Annotated in this window: 16 protein-coding genes; 15 read left to right on the top strand and 1 reads right to left on the bottom strand. The window is 41.6% G+C overall.

Features of this window, described 5'->3' with window-relative positions:
• Positions 1-218 precede the first annotated feature (218 nt).
• The 12 genes from ACTNDS_RS16270 to ACTNDS_RS16215 all read left to right on the top strand — a co-directional run bounded on the left by ACTNDS_RS16270 (position 219) and on the right by ACTNDS_RS16215 (position 16,833).
• The gene (locus ACTNDS_RS16270; RefSeq protein WP_291809996.1) at positions 219-1,496 is read left to right on the top strand and encodes an L-cysteine desulfidase family protein; all 1,278 of its coding nucleotides are present in this window, start codon (positions 219-221) and stop codon (positions 1,494-1,496) included.
• Positions 1,497-1,536: 40 nt separating this feature from the next.
• A complete protein-coding gene (locus ACTNDS_RS16265) occupies positions 1,537-2,394 on the top strand; it encodes an EamA family transporter (RefSeq protein ID WP_291817169.1) in 858 nt (285 codons plus the stop codon).
• A 599-nt stretch (positions 2,395-2,993) separates the two neighbouring features.
• Positions 2,994-4,463 carry an aminotransferase class I/II-fold pyridoxal phosphate-dependent enzyme gene (locus ACTNDS_RS16260; RefSeq protein ID WP_026077052.1) on the top strand — a complete coding sequence of 490 codons (1,470 nt, stop codon included), beginning with the start codon at positions 2,994-2,996 and terminating at the stop codon, positions 4,461-4,463.
• Positions 4,464-4,468: 5 nt separating this feature from the next.
• Positions 4,469-5,323, top strand: coding sequence for a polyamine aminopropyltransferase (speE, locus tag ACTNDS_RS16255; protein WP_288788590.1), 855 nt, complete (start codon positions 4,469-4,471; stop codon positions 5,321-5,323).
• Between the two features lie 3 nt (positions 5,324-5,326).
• Positions 5,327-6,184, top strand: coding sequence for an agmatinase (gene speB / locus ACTNDS_RS16250; RefSeq protein ID WP_441036817.1), 858 nt, complete (start codon positions 5,327-5,329; stop codon positions 6,182-6,184).
• An 81-nt stretch (positions 6,185-6,265) separates the two neighbouring features.
• Positions 6,266-7,525 carry a saccharopine dehydrogenase family protein gene (locus ACTNDS_RS16245; protein ID WP_441036816.1) on the top strand — a complete coding sequence of 420 codons (1,260 nt, stop codon included), beginning with the start codon at positions 6,266-6,268 and terminating at the stop codon, positions 7,523-7,525.
• Complete coding sequence (locus tag ACTNDS_RS16240) at positions 7,525-8,733, top strand: carboxynorspermidine decarboxylase (RefSeq protein WP_441036815.1); 1,209 nt, start codon at positions 7,525-7,527, stop codon at positions 8,731-8,733. Before ACTNDS_RS16245 ends, ACTNDS_RS16240 begins: the two co-directional genes overlap by 1 nt.
• A 238-nt stretch (positions 8,734-8,971) precedes the next feature.
• Positions 8,972-12,349, top strand: a complete 3,378-nt coding sequence (locus ACTNDS_RS16235; protein ID WP_441036814.1) for an EAL domain-containing protein — start codon at positions 8,972-8,974, stop codon at positions 12,347-12,349.
• Position 12,350: 1 nt separating this feature from the next.
• Positions 12,351-13,337 (top strand): alpha/beta hydrolase, encoded by a 987-nt coding sequence (locus ACTNDS_RS16230; protein WP_441036813.1) that lies wholly within the window; start codon positions 12,351-12,353, stop codon positions 13,335-13,337.
• 258 nt (positions 13,338-13,595) lie between these two features.
• Positions 13,596-14,984: a condensation domain-containing protein gene (locus ACTNDS_RS16225; RefSeq protein WP_441036812.1), complete on the top strand. Its 1,389-nt coding sequence runs from the start codon at positions 13,596-13,598 to the stop codon at positions 14,982-14,984.
• A gap of 26 nt (positions 14,985-15,010) precedes the next feature.
• Positions 15,011-15,241 carry an acyl carrier protein gene (locus ACTNDS_RS16220; protein ID WP_291818459.1) on the top strand — a complete coding sequence of 77 codons (231 nt, stop codon included), beginning with the start codon at positions 15,011-15,013 and terminating at the stop codon, positions 15,239-15,241.
• A 47-nt stretch (positions 15,242-15,288) separates the two neighbouring features.
• Positions 15,289-16,833 carry an AMP-binding protein gene (locus ACTNDS_RS16215; RefSeq protein WP_441036811.1) on the top strand — a complete coding sequence of 515 codons (1,545 nt, stop codon included), beginning with the start codon at positions 15,289-15,291 and terminating at the stop codon, positions 16,831-16,833.
• Positions 16,834-16,944: 111 nt separating this feature from the next.
• Here the strand turns inward: ACTNDS_RS16215 and ACTNDS_RS16210 are convergent, their stop codons facing one another.
• Positions 16,945-17,523: a TetR/AcrR family transcriptional regulator gene (locus ACTNDS_RS16210; protein ID WP_320813273.1), complete on the bottom strand. Its 579-nt coding sequence runs from the start codon at positions 17,521-17,523 to the stop codon at positions 16,945-16,947.
• A gap of 298 nt (positions 17,524-17,821) precedes the next feature.
• On the opposite strand from ACTNDS_RS16210, the gene ACTNDS_RS16205 reads away from it, so the two are divergent.
• The 3 genes from ACTNDS_RS16205 (at position 17,822) to ACTNDS_RS16195 (ending at position 19,713) form a co-directional block, all read left to right on the top strand.
• On the top strand, positions 17,822-18,310 hold the full coding sequence (locus tag ACTNDS_RS16205; RefSeq protein ID WP_441036810.1) for a pyridoxamine 5'-phosphate oxidase family protein: 489 nt from the start codon (positions 17,822-17,824) through the stop codon (positions 18,308-18,310).
• Positions 18,311-18,342: 32 nt separating this feature from the next.
• Positions 18,343-18,825, top strand: coding sequence for an N-acetyltransferase family protein (locus ACTNDS_RS16200; protein ID WP_441036809.1), 483 nt, complete (start codon positions 18,343-18,345; stop codon positions 18,823-18,825).
• A gap of 87 nt (positions 18,826-18,912) precedes the next feature.
• Positions 18,913-19,713 (top strand): MBL fold metallo-hydrolase, encoded by an 801-nt coding sequence (locus ACTNDS_RS16195; RefSeq protein WP_441036808.1) that lies wholly within the window; start codon positions 18,913-18,915, stop codon positions 19,711-19,713.
• The last annotated feature ends 162 nt before the right edge of the window (positions 19,714-19,875 follow it).

Here is a 19,875-nt window from a genome sequence, read left to right as displayed (position 1 = left end):
ACAGGCGTATCCGCCGATATTTAGTCTGACGCCTAAAGCGTCTGGAAGCACGCGACTTCAGTCGTGTGAGGATAAAGTTTTTAATTCACTGTGGGATTTTATATATACCTGAACCGCACAGAAAATGACGGTACACAGGGCTGATTCTTTCTGGACATTCTGATAGTGTTATGTCATACTTGAATAAATATTAAAAATGAACAGGAGATATCAGCACAATGTTAGATGAGAGAGTATATCAGAATTACATAGGCATTCTGAAAGAAGAAATGATTCCCGCCATGGGATGTACAGAGCCGATCGCATTGGCATATGGAGCAGCCAGAGCACGAGAAGTTTTGGGAAAAGAACCGGAACATATCACTGCAAAATGCAGTGGAAACATTATAAAAAATGTCCGTTGTGTTATCATTCCAAACTCCGGCGGATTGACTGGAATTGAAGCAGGTGTAGTCCTCGGTGCAGTAGCCGGAGACCCATCCCTGAATATGGAAGTTCTTTCGAAGGTAAATGAATCCGGAAGAAAGCGATGTTGTGAACTTCTGGATAAAAAGATATGTAAAGTAGAACTTCTGGACTCCCCGGTAGTTCTGCACTTTATCATAGAAATGCAGGCAGGGGATGACACAGTAAGTCTGGAGATCAAATACGATCATATCAATGTAACAAAGATCGTAAAGAACCAGGAAGTCCTGCTGGATTCAGATTATAAATCCGATGAAACTCCGGCTGTAGCAGACAGAACTCTGCTCAATCTGGAAGACATTAAAACATTTGCAGATACTGTAGAGCTTGATGATGTCAAAGAAATTATAGAAAATCAGATCCGCAGCAATATGGCAATCGCCCATGAAGGAATGACTGGTAAATACGGTCTTGGAATCGGCCGGATCATCCGTGAAACCTATTCCAATGATATGCTCACTAAAATGCGCAGCCTTACAGCCGCAGCTTCCGAAGCCAGAATGGGCGGATGTGACATGCCGGTAGTCATCAACTCAGGCAGCGGAAACCAGGGAATTGCCTGTTCTGTACCTCTGATCGTATATGCCAGAGAAATGGAACTTCCGGACTATGTACTTTACCGCGCATTGGTATTTTCTAACCTCTTAACTGTATATCAGAAACAGTATATCGGTAAACTTTCCGCATTTTGCGGTGCGGTATCTGCGTCCTGTGCAGCCGGTGCGGGGATTACTTACATGGGCGGTGGAGAACTTTCTGTGATCAAGAAGACCATAGAGAATACGCTTGCCAATATTCCGGGAATCATCTGTGATGGAGCGAAAATATCCTGTGCAGCGAAAATCGCCGCCAGTCTTGACGCTGCATTTCTGGCACATCACCTTGCTATGAATGGTCAGTCCTATGCGCCATACACCGGAATCCTCAAGGAAGAAGCCGGCGAAACCATCAGCTGCGTAGGACAGATCGGCAAAGAAGGAATGAAAGAAACAGATAAAGAAATTCTGCGGATTATGTTGGAAAGTGTATAATCTGTTGGAACAGGTAAAATAATTAATGGGCGGAGGAAATATGTGGCTGTTATTTGCGTTTGGTTCTGCTTTGTTTGCTGGCTTGACTGCCATACTGGCAAAATGCGGAATCAGAAATACAGATTCTAATGTTGCGACAGCATTAAGAACCGGCGTAGTGTTAGTCTTTTCATGGCTTATGGTATTGGTGGTCGGGGCGCAAAGCGGAATCAGAGATATTTCAGCAAAAATTCTGATCTTTCTGATTTTATCAGGACTGTCAACGGGCATATCCTGGCTATGTTATTTCAAAGCACTGCAGATCGGAGATATCAATAAGGTAATGCCAATTGATAAATCGAGTACAGTGATAATGATGCTGCTGGCATTCATTTTTCTCAGGGAAGAAATAACGTGGCTGAAATTTGTTTCAATGATTCTTATCGGCATTGGTACTTATCTGATGATACAGAAAAAGGAAACACAGGAGAAAGTAGAAGATAAGAAATGGCTGCTTTATGCAGTTGGTTCCGCTGTTTTTGCCAGTCTCACATCTATTTTGGGGAAGATTGGAATTCAGGATGTCAATTCAAATCTTGGAACTGCAATCCGAACAGCTGTTGTATTAGTGATGGCGTGGATCGTAGTATTTGTGACCGGAAAGCAGGATACAGTTAAGAATATTGACAGAAAAAGCTGGCTATTCCTTATTCTTTCCGGATTTGCAACAGGCGGTTCCTGGTTATGCTATTACAGAGCACTTCAGACAGGTCCGGCCAGTGTGGTAGTTCCGATTGATAAACTGAGTATCCTTGTGACTATTGCATTCTCGTATGTGGTATTCCATGAAAAACTGTCATTAAAATCAGGAGCAGGACTGCTGCTGATTGTTGTTGGAACGTTAGCTTTGTTGATATAAGGGATTTTTTGAGATAGCGTTGCGATAAAAAACAGATGTGCTTAAATGAGAAGAAAACGGAAGAATAGCAGATGGATTTTACATAATTTTATCAATTATTTTAACTGTGCATTATTGACAGTATGTTTTTTACATGTTATGATAAACGCGATTTTGAAAGACGAAAATGCAGAGTAATAGACAGAGTCTTTTCAAAGCAATTGTTTTGGACCACCCGGGAGGGTTAAGGCCATACGGACAGCCGGGTCCACTGCCGATTATGGTAACTTTGGTTACCTTATTGATTGAGTTAGAAACTCAAATTTTATAAGTAGGTTCCTTTGATAACCGCGATGCGCCGGACGCGCAGACTTGTGAAACGGTCAATAAGAGTAGTAAAAGTATAATTGCTATATAGACTCTGACACGCATGATCCAGAAGTTTTATTTATGATGCTGAAAGAAGGTATTATCTGCTTTTTTATGCTTGTTGATAAAACATATAGATACAGATCAAAACGCAGGTTTGTGGCTGAGTGCCCTACCTGCGTTTTTTTGTTTTGTTCAGTCTGTGAAATTGCTGATTGGGGGGTGAAGCAAAGGAAACTGGAAATGGAGGAATGATGAAAGGAAGTCGTTTTAAATTAAACCAGAACCATGCACCCATACATGAAGCTCTGGAGACTTTCCGACGAATGAGAGTGGTGCCATTTGATGTGCCGGGTCATAAACGCGGAAGAGGTAATCCGGAATTGACAGAATTCCTGGGACAAAAATGTGTAGGTGTGGATGTTAACAGCATGAAACCACTGGACAATCTCTGTCATCCTGTATCTGTAATACGGGAAGCGGAAGAGCTGGCAGCAGATGCTTTTGGGGCAGCACATGCATTTTTGATGGTAGGAGGCACAACAAGTTCTGTTCAGACAATGGTATTGACTGCCTGTAAACGGGGAGATGAGATCATACTTCCCCGTAATGTTCACAGGAGCGTTTTAAATGCCCTTGTTTTGTGCGGTGCGATCCCTGTTTATGTAAATCCGGAGGTGGATCAGAGACTTGGAATCTCTCTTGGAATGCGCAGGGAACAGGTTGAGAAGGCCATAAAAGAGCATCCCAAAGCAGTTGCAGTACTGGTAAATAACCCAACCTATTATGGAATATGCAGTGATTTACGTGCGATCGTTAAGATGGCACATGATGCAGGAATGCTGTGTCTGGCAGATGAAGCCCATGGAACTCATTTTTATTTTGGCGGTGGTCTTCCGGTTTCTGCTATGGCAGCAGGTGCAGACATGGCATCTGTATCCATGCACAAGAGCGGTGGAAGCCTTACACAGTCAAGCCTTCTCCTTACAGGACCGGCTGTACACGCAGGATATGTTCGCCAGATCATTAATCTGACGCAGACAACATCAGGAAGCTATCTTCTGATGTCCAGCCTTGATATTTCAAGAAGAAATCTTGCACAGCGTGGCCGTCAGATTTTTCATCAGGTAGCAGATATGGCAGAATATGCCAGAGAGGAAATTAATGCCATTGGCGGTTATTATGCATTTGGAAAAGAACTGGTCAATGGAAATTCAGTCTTTGATTTTGACATTACGAAATTAAGTGTACATACGCTGGACATCGGACTTGCAGGGATTGAGGTTTATGATATTTTGCGGGATGAATATGATATCCAGATAGAATTCGGTGATATTGGAAATATTCTGGCCTATCTTTCCATTGGTGACCGTGCCCAGGAGGTGGAGCGGCTTGTAAGTGCACTTGCTGAAATCCGCAGACGTTTTCAGACAGATGGCTCCGGGCTTTTGAGCCAGGAATATATTGACCCTCAGGTGGTGACCAGTCCACAGGAAGCTTTTTATGCAGATAAATGCAGCCTGCCTCTCCGGGAGACTGAAGGGAAGGTCTGTAGTGAATTTGTAATGTGTTATCCGCCTGGGATTCCCATCCTTGCACCTGGAGAGAGGATTACAGCAGAAATCCTGGATTATATTGAATATGCCAAAGCAAAGGGCTGCAATATGACAGGACCTGAGGATCCGGATATTTTGAGACTGAATGTTCTGGCAGGGAGGTAAAGACAATGGAAATGTGGTTTTCAGAATTTCACACACCGGATGTAAAGCACAGTATCCGGGTAAACCGTCAGCTTTATTCTAAGCAGAGTGATTATCAGAGAATTGATATTTTTGAAACACCTGAATTTGGACGTGTGCTGACTCTGGATGGAAATGTAATGCTCACAGAGAGAGATGAATTTATTTATGATGAGATGATCACCCATGTGCCCATGGCAGTCCACAAAGAAGCAAGGGATATTCTTGTGATCGGTGCAGGAGATGGCGGAGTTGTCCGTGAACTGACCAGATATGACAGAGTCAGACATATCGATCTGGTAGAAATGGACCCTCTGGTTGTGGAAGCCTGTCGCGCATATCTTCCGGAAAATGCATGCAGACTGGATGACAGAAGAGTACATCTACATTACGAAAATGCGCTGAAATTTATTCGGCGATGTGAGGGAAAATATGATCTTATTATTGTGGATTCTTCGGATCCCTTTGGCCCTTCTGAGGGACTGTTTACCCGTGAATTTTACGGAAACTGTTATAATGCATTAAAAGATGATGGAATTATGGTTAATCAGCAGGGAAGCCCCTTCTATACAGAAGACGCACATGCAATGCAGCGCAGTCATAAGAAAATTGCCAGTACATTCCAGATCAGCCGTGTTTATCAGGCACATATCCCTACATTTGCCGCAGGTTACTGGTTATTTGGATTCGCAAGTAAAAAATATCATCCTGTTGATGATCTGGATCCGGAAGCATGGAATGCATTAAATTTTCGCACACGTTACTATACAACAAGACTCCATAAAGGAGCATTCTATCTTCCTGCATTTCTGGAAGATATGCTGAAGGAAGTGGAGGGATAACTTATGATTCAGTCTAATGTAGAAACCTTTATCGGCTGTGAAAGCAGTTTTGAGGAGGCATCTGTTGTTCTTTATGGTGCTCCCTTTGATTCCACAACAAGCTTTCGTCCAGGTGCCAGGTTTGGCCCGTCTGCCATGCGTCATGAGAGCTTTGGACTGGAGACCTACAGTCCGTATCAGGACAAAGATCTTATGGATATCAGAGTATTTGACAGTGGTGATCTGGAGCTTTGTTTCGGAAGCAGTGAAATGGCTCTTTCAGACATTGAAAAGCGGGCAGAGGAAATATTGAAAGCAGAAAAAATCCCGGTGCTTCTGGGAGGGGAACATCTGGTAACATTAGCAGCTGTACGTGCTGTATTTCATAAATATCCGGATCTTCATATCATTCATTTTGATGCACATGCAGATTTAAGAGAGGATTATCTGGGAGCCAGATTAAGTCATGCCTGTGTGCTGCGAAGATGCCATGAGCTTCTGGGAGATAACCGTATCCACCAGTTCTGCATCAGAAGCGGGGAGAGAGAAGAATTTCAGTTTGCTGCGAAGCATACAGATTTTCATCCATTTACTTTTGATGGACTGAAAGAGACAGTCAGAGAACTGAAAGAAAAAAAGGTTCCGGTATATTTTACAATTGATCTGGACTGTCTGGATCCGTCAGCATTTCCGGGAACAGGAACTCCGGAAGCAGGAGGTGTGACCTTCCTGGAACTTCTGAAAGCAATACAGACAGTTTCTCAGACCAATGTGGTAGGTGCAGATGTGAATGAACTGGCACCTATGATGGATGTAAGTGGTGTTTCCACTGCAACAGCATGTAAGGTACTGCGGGAACTGCTTCTGGCAATTACAAAATAAATCTGAAGGATACAGATAATATAAGCATTATAAAAAACTGTTGAAGAAACGATTATATATAAGAAAAAAGGAGAAAAAGTTATGAGCAGAGTACTTGTGATCGGCTGCGGAGGAGTAGCCAGTGTAGCAATCCAGAAATGTTGTCAGGCAGATGAGGTGTTTACAGAATTATGTATTGCAAGCCGTACAAAGGAAAAATGTGATGCCCTTGCAGAAAAATTAAGAGGAAAGACAAAGACTGTTCTTACCACAGCCAAGGTTGATGCGGATGATGTGGATCAGCTGATCAAACTGATCAATGATTATAAGCCGGATCTGGTAATGAACATTGCACTTCCATATCAGGATCTGACGATCATGGATGCATGTCTGGCCTGTGGTGTAAACTATATGGACACCGCAAACTATGAGCCGGAAGATACGGATGATCCACAATGGCGTGCTATTTATGAGAAACGTTGTAAAGAAGAGGGCTTTTCCGCTTACTTTGATTACTCCTGGCAGTGGGCATATCGCAAAAAATTTGAGGATGCAGGTCTTACAGCTTTACTTGGCTGTGGATTTGATCCGGGTGTTACACAGGCATACTGTGCCCATGCATTAAAGCATGAATTTGACCAGATTGATACCATTGATATTCTGGACTGCAATGGCGGAGACCATGGATATGCATTTGCCACAAACTTTAATCCGGAAATCAACCTCCGTGAAGTAAGTGCACCGGGAAGCTACTGGGAAAACGGACACTGGGTGGAAATCCCGCCTATGACTATTAAGAGAGAATATAAGTTTGACCAGGTGGGAGATAAGGATATGTACCTGCTTCACCATGAGGAAATCGAGTCTCTGGCAAAAACAATCCCGGGCGTAAAAAGGATTCGTTTCTTTATGACTTTTGGGCAGAGTTATCTGGATCACATGCGTTGTCTTGAGGATGTGGGAATGCTTTCTACAACACCGATCCAGTATAATGGACAGGAAATTGTTCCGATTCAGTTCCTGAAAGCACTGCTTCCGGATCCTGCAAGTCTTGGACCACGTACAAAAGGTAAAACAAACATTGGCTGTATTTTTACAGGTGTAAAGGACGGAAAAGAAAAAACATATTATATTTATAATGTATGCGATCATCAGGAATGCTATCATGAGGTGGGAAGTCAGGCAATCAGTTATACAACAGGTGTTCCGGCAATGTGCGGTGCACTTATGATGCTGACCGGAAAATGGATCAGACCAGGTGTGTATACAGTAGAAGAATTTGATCCGGATCCGTTCCTGGAAGCACTTGACCGTTACGGTCTGTCACGCAGCGAAAGCCATGATCCGGAGCTGGTAGATTAATGGAAGAACTGGATAAAAGAGCACCATTTACAGCCACCAGCGGAGTCATTCCGCCGGAATTTAGAAATATAAAAACTCCCTGCTATATCCTGGATGAAAAAGCACTTATAAAAAACGCAAAGCTTCTCGGTGAAGTGGCTGAACGAACAGGATGTAAGATGCTTCTGGCGCAGAAGGCATTCAGTAACTATGACTGTTATGGATTTTTTGAACCATACCTTGCAGGTACAGAGGCCAGCGGACTGTTTGAGGCAAGGCTGGGTGCAGAAGAAATGCCTGGAAAGGAAGTCCATGTATTCTGCGCCGGTTATCGGGCAGATGAATTTGAAGAACTGCTGCGTTATGCAGATCACATTGTGTTTAATTCTCCGTCTCAGCTTCTTCGGTTTGGACTGATGGCAAAGGAAGCAGGAAAGAGTGTGGGACTTCGGATCAATCCGGAATGTTCTACCCAGGAAGGCCATGAGATTTATGATCCCTGTGCACCGGGGAGCCGTATGGGCACAACAAGAAAGCAGTGGGATGAGGCAATTGGGAAAAATCCGGAGCTTCTGGATTTACTGGATGGTCTTCATTTTCATACTCTCTGTGAACAGGATTCTGATGATCTGGAGATAACACTTGTTTCTGTAAAGAAGCATTTCGGTGATCTGGCTTCTCAGGTAAAGTGGATCAATTTTGGCGGTGGTCATCATATTACAAGACCAGGGTATGACATTGAACGACTGGAACGATGTATTCAGATGGCAAAGAATGATTGGGATGTGGAAGTTTATCTGGAACCAGGAGAGGCGTGGGCATTAAATGCTGGATTTTTCCTGACCAGTGTACTGGATGTTCTGAAAAATGGAAAGACACAGATTGCAATTGTAGATGCCAGTGCTGCCTGTCATATGCCGGATGTACTGGAAATGCCTTATTGTCCGCCATTACTTGGTACAGATAAACTGAAAGAAGAGGGGATTACGGTTCGGCTTGGAGGCCCTACCTGTTTATCAGGAGATGTGATCGGAGATTACAAATTCAGGCAGATTCCCCAATATGGAGATCTTCTTATGTTTGGAGATATGGCCATTTATACTACCTGTAAGAATAATACATTTAATGGAATGCCGCTGCCGGATATCTGGCTCAGACGTGCTGACAACACCATGTTACGGCTTACAGATTTTGGCTACGCGGATTTTAAGGGAAGACTTGGAAGATAACAATATTATCCTGGAGATTTTTGAACATTAGTGATGAAAAGATCATTTACTGCAAAAATGTAGATGGTCTTTTTATATCCTGGGAGAAAAAATGGATTTATCCAAAAAGAAAGTGTCAAAAATTACTAACAATTATTCAGAAATCTATGATACAATGAAATAAGCGAAATGCAGAAATACAAATGAAATTATATTGGATATGTCTCAGAATGCAGGCATATTGGAAAAGGAAGAGGCTATGAAAATAGAAAAGAAATTATGGATCACCCTGTTCGCATTTGGACTGTTTGCCATTTGTTTTTCAGGTTGGATCTTCAGCCAGAGTACGACCAGGGAAAAATTGTTCTGGGATAATACGATCCGGTGCGAAACAAAAGAACTGAAAGAAGGAGAAATCAAATCAGAGAATATTGCTTTGCCTGAAGACTTCGATATTCCCAGATCCATCTTATTTAAAACCACCCACACCATTGCAGAAGTTTGGCTGGATGGAGAAAAAATATATGAATACGGAAATGAACCGGATGCTCCGGGATTTATGGAAACACCTGGATGTTGCTGGCACATTGTGGATATTCCGGGAGACAGCGCAGGCAAAAGTCTGGAGGTCAGAATTATTCCGGTATATGAGGGCTATTATGGAAATGAAGTCAGCCTTGTATATGGAACACGAGGAGATTGTATTCTGAAAATCCTGACGGACAGTCTTGGAACTCTGGTAATCAGCTGTGGAATCCTGTTTGCCGCTGTTATCTGCCTGATTCTCTATTGTGGCGCAGCGCGAAGAAAAAGAAGAGACAAGACAGAAGCAAAAATTGAGATTTTTTTAAACCTTGGATTTTTCTCATTGCTGGTCGCAGTATGGACACTGGTACAATGTGGTTTTGTGCAGTTTTTGATTCCGGATGGAAGAACCTTATATTTTGTGGATTATTTTTCACTCTTTCTTTTCCCGGTACCATTTAATTTCCTGTTATATGATATCTGCAAAAGCAGGTACCACAAAGTTGCATTAGTTTTTTCCAGCCTTTATCTTGCAAATATGGCAGTCGATGTTTTACTTCAGTGTACAGGAATTATTGATATGTCCCGGTTACTTTCTGTAACTCATGTTATTATGGTTGCCAATGCGGTTTACACAGTTGCGATCATTCTTTACGAAGCCAGAAAAAAAGAAAATGATGTAGCCAAAAAATTCCAGTATCCTATGTACGTGGCCATGGGATTTGGAATGGCAGAAATGTTTCTTTATTATTTAAGAAGATTTGAACAGACATCTATTCTGCTTTCCACAGGAATCATGCTGTTTATTATTATGCTGATCTGGATTCAGGTTTCTCAATATTACGATCAATATATCCAGAAACAAAAGGTGATCTATCTGCAGAAAATAGCCAATATGGATATGCTCACAGAAGCCATGAACCGAAATGCTTACGAGAATATGGTGAAGTATCTGGATGAAGGTGAAATAAAACTGCGCACTACAGGTGTAGTACTTTTTGATCTGGATAACCTGAAAGTGATCAACGATAATTTTGGACATGAAAAAGGAGACGAGGCACTGAAACTGTGTTATCAGTGTATCAGTCAGGCATTTCAAAATGTCAAGAACTGTTTTCGAATCGGTGGCGATGAGTTTGCGTATGTATTTCACAGTGATGAGAAGGACAGGATTCCGGAACGACTGAAGACACTGGAGCTGATTTTGAAGAAAACAGCGGAAATACATAAGCTGGATTATCCGCTTAGCATATCAGCAGGATATGCCTATTATCAGCCAGATATAGATTTTGACTTTAAAGATATTGTAAGACGAAGTGATACCATGCTGTATCGTCAGAAGCGCAGGAAGAAGATCGCGCGGTCAACTGATCTGGAACATCTGCTTTCCCGTATGGAAAAGCATTCCACAGAGGAGATTACAGATGAGGTAATCCTGCAGGAGAAAAAATATCAGGGAATGCCATTGGATGAGCTTTGCAGCATGATCGATCTTCTGAGTCCGACTACAGATAATTACCCGTATGTGGTTGATTTTCGGACAGATTTTTATTACATAGCAAACCAGGCCCTTGACCGTTTCTGCATTCCGAAAAATGGTTTTCATAATGTAATTTCAAATCATAAAGAATTTGTATATGAATCTGATTATGAAAAACTGAAAGAGGAATTTGATGATCTTCTTAAAACAGACCGCTGTACCCATAGCATGGAGTATCGATGGCTGGATCTGAAAAAAATGCCGGTCTGGATTCATTGCAAAGGTTATTTGGTTCGGGATGATAACATGAAACCTCTTTATATGATCGGCTGTATCAACGAGATCGGAGAGAGACAGAAGGCCGATAATATAAGCGGATTATTGGGAGAAACAGGATTCCGGCAGTATATGAATCAACAGGATACACCTTTGGAAACAGGATATCTGCTTCGTATAGGAATCGATCATTTTAAGGAAATCAATGATAACTTCGGACAGGAGTACGGTGACTTTGTACTTAGAAAAACAGCAGATTGTATTTCCGGCTGCCTGTCAGAAGGACAGAAAGTGTACAAGCTTGTGGCAGATGAATTTCTGATCCTGGATGTTTCTTCTGACAAGGTGAGGGATGCAGAGAAGCTTTATGATAAAGTGAGAGAGGCAATAGACAGATTCATTGAAGCTAACAAGTTTAAGGTTATGTATACGGTTTCTGGAGGCATTGTGCCATTTGGGACATTAGGGGGAGACCAGTATTCAGAAGCTCTGAAGCTGACGGATTTTGCTTTGAATGAGGCCAAGAAGCTGGGAAGAAACCGCTGTTATATATTTGACAGGGAAACCTACAGAAAATTTCTTCGGAAGAGGGAGATTACCCAGGAACTGCGGGAGGCTGTGAACAATGGACTCCAGGGGTTTACGGCTTTTTATCAGCCTGTATTTGCGGAAGATAAAAAGGTGCCTTATGGAGCAGAAGCTTTAATGCGTTTTGCTTCTGAAAAATTCGGAATGGTTTCACCGGCAGAGTTTATTCCGATTTTGGAAGAAACAGGACTTATTATTCCTGCTGGCCGCTGGATGATGAGAGAGGTTATGGGGAAATGCAATGAAATCCGAAAAGTACTTCCTAAGTTCCGGGTGAGTATTAATATTTCCCAGGTGCAGGCATCCAAGTCTGATGTGATCCAGGATATCAGTGCGGAAATGCAAAAAGCCGGACTGCCGCTGGGAGCCTTGATCGTGGAATTGACAGAAAGTGATCTTCTGGAACAAAATATTAATGAGAAGCATTTTCTATCAGAACTGAGGCGGATGGGAATCAGTCTTGCACTGGATGACTTTGGAACCGGATATTCGAACTTCCATTATCTCAGCGAGCTGAAACCGGAGATCATTAAGATTGACCGCTCTTTCACTGCCAAAGCAGTTGCAGATGAACAGGAATATTATCTGCTGAATCAGTTCTGTACCATGATCCATAATCTGGATATGAAGATTTGCATTGAAGGCGTGGAAAATGCTCAGGAATGGCTCAAAATCCGAAAGCTGCGCCCGGAATTTACCCAGGGATATTTCTGGGGAAAACCTTGTGGGTATGAAGAATTTATGAGAAAATTTATAGAAAGAAAATGAGATGAAGAAAAAAATTTGTAAGTTGTCAGCAGCAGGATTGCTTTTTTTCTCAGGGATTATGGAAATTGGCTGGCGTTTTTTTAACATGGTGGTCCGCTGCAAAAGAGGGGGAAGGAAAAAGGAAAGGAAAAAATGGTTTGAATTATCCCATATACGAGATAATCATCCCAGAAACGGATATGCAAAGGAATATGAGGAGAGCAGGGCATGGTGCGAAGCTCAGAAGATGCAGGACTGCTATATCCGGAGTGTGGATGGATTAAAACTCCATGGATTCTATCTGCCTGCAGAGAATGCAAAGAGATTTGTCATATTAAGCCATGGCTATCGGGGCAGCAGATTTGGTTCCCTGTCATTTATGGCAAAATATCTCCATGAGCATCAATGTAATCTTCTGTTTATGGAACAGCGATGCTGTGGAGAAAGTGAAGGAAAATATATCACCTTTGGAGCAAAGGAAAAATGGGATGTGCAGCGTTGGGCAATTTATGTGTCCGAAAGAAACAAGGAGAAGCTTCCAATCTATCTGTATGGACAGTCTATGGGGGCTGCCGCTGTACTGATGGCATCCGGATACAGGCTTCCGTCAGAGGTGAAAGGGTTGATCGCAGATTGTGGTTTTCAGTCTATGGAAAGACAGATGCGGGATATGGCTGACAACTGGTTTCATCTGCATTATATCCCCCTGCTTTTGAAGGAAATGGACTGTCTGTGTCACCTTATTGCAGGATTTCGTATGAAAGATGCAGATACCACAGAAGCTATGAAAAGGAATACAAGACCTGTCCTTTTCTTTCATGGAGAGAAGGATACTTATGTGTACCCAAACAATTCATTCCAGAACTATATGCTGTGCAAAGCACCAAAGGAACTGGTCATTGTACAGGGAGCAAGGCATCTGTGCAGTGCCTATGCAGATCCGGAACTGTATCAGCGTACAGTGATGGAGTTTTTTGAGAAATATGATGTCAGTAATTCTGAAAAATAATGTGCCTGTTTTTAACCGCCAAAGGCGATTACGAATGACAACAATCCCTGACCGGGACTTATCAGATGCGTTTTGTTAAATGCATGATAAGTCTCGGTCAATTTTATGTAAAGTGTTCATTAAGTGCTGAGGGTACTGGTATTTGGGAAAAATCTGTGCTATTTTTTGTCACGTAATAAAAAAGGAATGATGAACAAGTATGTAATGTTTTTGTACCCGGGAAAAGAGAAAAAACGGGTGATGGAGGTTAAATAAAGTATGACAAACTACTATCCTTTAACAGCAGCACAGAAAATGCACCACAACTGGATCATGGATTACGGTACACAGCAGGTATCCGGTGTCAGTGTTGTGGCATCTGTACAGGCTGAACTGGATTTTGGATTATTAAAAAAATGCATTCAGATGGAAACAGAACGTTCCGGATGCACCAGAATCCGTTTTACAAAGCCTGATAAAGACGGAAATGTACAACAGTACCTTGTAAAACAGGATCCAAGAGATATCGGATTCAAGGATCTGTCAGGAATGGGAAGCCTTGCAAAAGCAGACGAGCTGATGCAACAGTGGGCATACGAAACCTTTGACGGTGATGACATTCCCATGTGCGAGTTTACTATGCTGAAACTGCCGGAAGGATATAATGGTTTCTTTGTACATATGGATCATAGACTGATCGATTCCTGTGGTCTGGTAGTAATGATCGGTGATCTGTTTCAGTTATATACCTATTATAAATATGGAACAGCCTATCCGCAGGAACTGGCAGATTTTGAGACAGTCCTGAAAAAAGACCTGGCAAAAGCAGGCAACGAAAAACGTTTTGCAAAAGATAAGAAATTCTGGGATGACCAGCTGGATACGCTGGGCGAGCCTTTGTATTCTGATATTCAGGGACCGTCCGTACTGGAGGAAGCGAGAAAACGTCATGGAAATCCCGGACTTCGTTCTTCTGACATTGAGATGAAGGATCTGTTTGTAGCAGTTAAGGATTATTATCTGGAGCCGGAACCAACTAAAAATCTGATTGATTTTTGTATGAACCATCAGCTGTCCATGACAAATCTTCTTCTGCTTGGTATCCGTACTTATCTGTCAAAAGTGAATAACGGACAGGAAGATATCACTATCCAGAACTTTATATCCAGACGTTCTACTCATGATGAGTGGACTTCAGGAGGAAGCAGAACCATCATGTTCCCATGCAGAACAGTGATCGCACCGGAGACAGATTTCCTTTCTGCTGCTTATGAGATCCAGAATATGCAGAATCGTATATACATGCACAGCAACTATGATCCGGCACTTATTATGGATGAGATGAGAAAGAGATACAATACACCGGAGCATACAGGATATGAGAGCTGTTATCTGACTTATCAGCCAATGACTGTGAAGGTGGAGAATGAAATGCTTGGAACCATCCGTCAGCATGCAAAATGGTTTGCAAACGGTGCAGCCACCAAGAAGATGTATCTGACCGTATCCCATACAGAAGATGGAGGTATGAACTTCTCCTATCATTACCAGACTGCTCATCTGGAGGAACATGATATGGAGCTGCTTTATTATTATATGATGCGTATTCTTTTTAAGGGAATCGCAGAGCCGGATATGAGCATCGGCGAAATTATGGAACTGGTTTAACTAAATCAATATCAGGAGGAAATGCAATGAATCAGGAAATGGAATTTAAAAATATCGTAGCACAGTACAGCAAGGTAGCACCGGAAGAAATGAACAATGAGATGAGATTTCGCGAGGATCTGGGGTTCAGTTCTCTGGATTTTATGTCCTTTTTAGGTGAGCTTGAGGATACCTTTGATCTTGAACTTGATGAGAGCGAAGTGCTGAATATCACAACTCTCGGTGAAGCCTTAAATCTGCTGGAAGAACTTCAGTAATCTTTTTTGGAACAATTGAACAGTTCAGAAAATAATGGGGGACAGATATGCTGATCAGAAATATATTAGAAGAAAGTGCACGTAAATTTGACGAAGTAAAAGCAGTAAAATGGCTCAATAAAAAGGAAATCATGGAAAGAAGCTATGGCGAACTGATGGAAAATGTAGGTTTCACCAGAAAAGGTCTTCTTGCAGAAGGCTTTGAGGGAAAGCACATTGCACTGATCGGAACCAGTTCAGTAGAGTGGATGGAAAGCTATCTGGGAATCATTACAGGATGTACCACAGCAGTACCGCTGGATGCCGCACTTCCCTGTGAGGATCTGATCGATTTGCTTAACCGTTCTGATTCCGTAGCTCTTTTCTTAAGTCCGAAGCTTAGGCCATATCTGGATGCATTTCTTGGAAACTGCCCGAAACTTCAGAAAGTGTGGATGCTTCAGGAAGAGGTAGAAGATGCACCGGCAAAGGCATATGGTATTGGTGAACTTCGAAATGCAGGAAAGAGCGCATCAGCAGATTCTGTCTGCCCGGATGCAGAGGATATTGCGACCATCATTTTCACTTCCGGAACAACAGGAAAGAGCAAGGGTGTTATGTTGACACAGAACAATCTGGCTTCCAATGTTGAGGCAGTAAATATCACAGCAGAACCGGGAACTGCCGTGCTCAGTGTGCTTCCGATCCATCACGCATTTTGCCTGGTTATGGACTGGCTGAAGGGATTCTCTCTGGGTGTAACTCTTTGCATCAATGATTCCCTGCTCCATATGGTAAGGAATATGAGTATTTTCAAACCGGATATTATGCTTATGGTTCCAATGATGATCGAAACTATTTATAAGAGACTGGCTGCCGCTGATCCGTCAATCCCGAAGGCAGTTCTGGCAGAAAAGGTATTCGGCGGAAAACTGCGCATTATCTTTACAGGCGGTGCACATCTGGATCCGTATTATATTGACCGTTTTACAGAATATGGCGTTGAAGTACTGGAAGGCTATGGAATGTCAGAGTGTTCCCCTGTTATCAGCAATAATACACCGGAAAATCATAAAAAGGGTTCTATTGGAAAACCCCTTGAAAATGCAGAAATCAGATTTGAAAACGGTGAAATCCTGGTAAAGGGAAGCAGCGTTATGAAAGGATATTATCAGATGCCTGATGAGACAGCAGAGACTTTAAAGGATGGATGGCTGCATACAGGTGACAAGGGATATATGGATGAAGACGGTTATCTGTTTATCAATGGACGTGTGAAGAACCTGATCATCCTGTCCAACGGTGAAAACGTATCTCCGGAGGAGATTGAGAATAAGCTGGCGCTGAATCCGTTGGTAAGCGAAGTTATTGTGACAGGTGAGGATAATGGCCTGACTGCCCGCATCTATCCGGAGCAGGCTGTTGTGGAAGCGAAAGCATTGGATGCAGAGGCAATTCAGGCACAGCTTCAGGCATTTCTGGATGAATATAACAGAAATCAGCCCACCTATCGCCGCATTACAGGATTGGTTGTCCGCAAAAATCCGTTTATCCGCAACACAACAAAAAAAATCAGGAGACAGGATGTCCTGATTGATGAGCCTCTGGAATAAAACAGAGGCTTATATTTTGCGGAAAACACACTAGGCTACGCTGAGGCTTTTAGACCTGTGCAATCGGATTCGCAGACAAGTGAGTGGTATAGTTATTTCGAAAACGATGTACTAGGATAAAAGTGGAAGCATACCGGATAGAAAAATCTCAGACAGAATATCAGCGATTACTTCCGGTGCCAGATTAAAATTATCCCGGCTCCATTTGTGGAGAACGCCGATAGTACTGCCGATGGCGCAGGTGATCACATAGGAAACTTCTTCCTTTGTATGCCTGGCAGGTCTGGAATTAGATGTAGTTTCTGTAACATAATGATGGAGCATAGTCAGCATTTTTTCAAACAGATCATTTCCATGAGGCGTACTCAAAAGACCGGACAGAAAAGGATTTTCCATAGTGTACCGGCACAGGGTCAGAAAATAGGAACTGCAGATATCCCGGTCATTTTTTGGCTGGAAATTTTCCATCATGGAAAAAACATCATGAATGGTTTTGTCCTCAACTGCAGAGAGCAGTGAAGGGATGTCCTGATAGTGATTATAAAAAGTACTTCTGGCAATACCTGCTGTTTTAGTGATGTCGGATACAGTAATCCTGTCAGGCTTCTTTTCTTTTACTAATTTGAAAAAAGCACCTAAAATGGCTTCGTCAGCCACAGAATATCTTTCATCGGGAATTATATTTTGCATAGCCGTCTCCTCCCGGGAGTCTGTAAGTAATACATAAAGTATATCACAAATCTGACCATAAAAAAATTATTTTTTCCAGGACTTTCCAGAGCCTTTTTCAGACACGCTCTAGTCCCAGAATATGTTCATTCTCAGTCAATTCTTTTACTTTCTGCATAATCCCATATCCACAATTATTGCATGGCAATGTATTTGTCAAGCAGGAAGGTATGTGCTATGATTAAATTGACTATGGAATAATCCGTTATCCGGAGAAGAAAAAAATGAAAATATCAGAGGTACGATGGGAGGATTTTTTATGCGTAGAAGAGACAGAGAAGTAACAGATCTTAATGAGATCATACATATACTTGATTCTGGTAAGGTCTTGCACCTTGGGCTGGTGGATCAGGGAAAGCCATACATAGTTCCTATGAACTACGGTTATGTTATGGAAAATGATAAACTTGTATTTTATGTGCACGGTGCTTTGGAAGGCCGTAAGCTTGATATTATCAGAAACAATTCAGACTGCTGTGTTCAGATTGAGTGTGATGTTCAACCATTTTCAGGTAAAGTAGCCTGCCAATATGGGTGTAGTTATTATTCTTTTGATGGATTTGGAACTGCGGAGATTGTGGAAGCACCACAAGAAAAAATTAAGGCCATGAGTGCCTTAATGAAAATACAAACAGGTAAGGATTTTGAGTTTAATGAGCGGCTGGTTTCAATTGTCAGTGTCATCCGGATTGAGTGTGATTGTTATACTGCAAAGTACAGACCATTACCGGCAAAGCCAGTAGTGTAAATTGAGAATAATCTGTTAGCTGGAGGATAAAAATGACTATTAGAAAAGCAGAAGAAAAAGACATTCCAAGAATAATTGAACTGTTGGGACAGGTATTACAAATCCATGCAGATATAAGGCCTGATATATTTATTCCTGACACCACAAAATATACTGTAAGCCAATTGACAGAGCTATTAGAAAAAGAAGAAAAACCCATATATGTAGCAGTGAACGAGGAAGATGTTTGTGTGGGATATGCATTTTGCCAATTACAGGAACAGCCTTTTTCAACTAATATGGTACAGTTTAAGTCTCTTTTTATAGATGATCTATGTGTTGATCAGCAGGCACGAGGACAGCATATCGGCGAGAGTTTGTTTGAATATGTAAAAAATGAAGCAAAGCGAATGGGCTGTTATGAAGTAACACTGAACGTATGGGCAGGAAATACTTCAGCTGAAAAGTTCTATGAAAAAATGGGTATGAAAACCAAAGAAAGACAGATGGAATATATCTTAAATCAGAGTTTATAAACATGGATAAAACGATATAATTCAAGCGGTAATTCAAGAAAAATAACAAGGGAAAAGTTAATTGGAATTGATTTAGGAGAAAAATAGATGAATCTTACAATGTTAGGTACTGGAAATGCACTTGTTACAGAGTGTTATAATACTTGTTTCATATTACAGGAAAATGATCAGTATTTTATGGTTGATGGTGGCGGTGGAAATACAATACTTCATCAATTAAAACATGCAGGAATTGATTGGAAAAATGTGAAAACTATTTTTGTAACACATAAGCATATTGACCACATTACAGGTATATTATGGATGATGCGTATGATATGCCAGTATATGAGACAGGAAGAATACGAAGGAGAAGCCACAATATATGCTCATGATGAAGTGATTGATCTGCTAAAAGATTTAGCAGAAAAGCTTCTGCAGAAAAAAGAAATTGGTTTTATCGGTAAACGCCTTCATCTGATTGCTGTTAAGGATGGAGAAGCTGTTAATATTTTAAATAAAAAGGTTACATTTTTTGATATACAGTCAACAAAAGCAAAACAGTTCGGATTTTGCATGGAACTGGAAAAAGGAAAAAAACTGACTTGCTGTGGAGATGAACCATACAATGATTATGAAAAGAAATATGCAGAAAACAGTACATGGCTATTACATGAAGCATTTTGTTTAGACGGTCAGGCAGATATATTTCATCCCTATGAAAAACATCATTCAACAGTAAAAGATGCCTGCCAGTTGGCAGAAGAACTTAAGGTGGAAAATCTGCTGCTGTATCATACCGAGGACAAAAATATAGCCCAGCGAAAAGAACTTTATCATAATGAAGGAAAGAAATATTTTAATGGAAAAATTTTGATACCAGATGACCTGGAGTCATTTGAACTTTGAAATTCTATGTCAAAAGAGAAGAGATTTGTAAGGGATTTTTCAGATCCGGTTGCCGTTTCAGATTGCGGCAGCGAGGGTGTAAAAATTCTTGTGTCTATGGAAAGTAAATCTTTCTGATAAGAAATAGATATGTAAAATTTTGCTGTCGAATTAATGATTATG

Source organism: Blautia sp. HCP3S3_C12, assembly GCF_052064155.1.
Lineage (GTDB): Bacteria > Bacillota > Clostridia > Lachnospirales > Lachnospiraceae > Blautia_A.
The sequence above is the reverse complement of the archived record's forward strand: the minus strand, read 5'-3'. Positions and strand labels throughout refer to the sequence as shown.